Raw genomic sequence first — 432 nt, 5'->3', positions numbered from 1 at the left:
TGAAGCGCATGGTCATTGCAGGCCAGCCCACCGCAGGGATTGCTTCGTGCGAAATGGTGATCTTTTTACTATTTATATCAATTTCTTTAACGATACCGGTGCCCTTGATAACCTGCTGTACCGAAGCATCACTGGCAGTATTCATATCGCCATGCTGATGTGTTTCAGCATGAAGACCGGCAGAAAACATGACAGAGAAGGCACCAAATAAAACGGCTTTAAGTGAATTACGCATTTTAAATTTCCTGATTAATGAAATAAATTTACTCTACCCAACCGCCACCCAGTGCGGTAAACAGATTAATTTCGTTAACCTGCCGGGAATAGGTAAGATCGAGAATGGTTTGCTGCGTAGCGAAGAGAGAACGCTCTGCATCCAGCACTTCAATGTAACTGACAGCACCACTGGAATATAATCCTCTGGCACGCTGG

2 protein-coding genes are annotated in these 432 nt (G+C 44.7%); both read right to left on the bottom strand.

The features are described from left to right. On the bottom strand, positions 1-235 hold a 235-nt coding region (locus tag FDX01_RS06330), incomplete at its 3' end, for a copper-binding protein (RefSeq protein WP_137399442.1). A 28-nt stretch (positions 236-263) separates the two neighbouring features. Then, positions 264-432 (bottom strand): TolC family protein (locus FDX01_RS23595; protein WP_349290582.1); only part of this gene is annotated, 169 nt, incomplete at its 5' end.

This window comes from Citrobacter sp. wls613, assembly GCF_005281195.1.
In the GTDB taxonomy this organism is placed as follows: domain Bacteria; phylum Pseudomonadota; class Gammaproteobacteria; order Enterobacterales; family Enterobacteriaceae; genus Citrobacter; species Citrobacter gillenii.
This window is presented reverse-complemented; position numbering and strand designations above follow the sequence as displayed.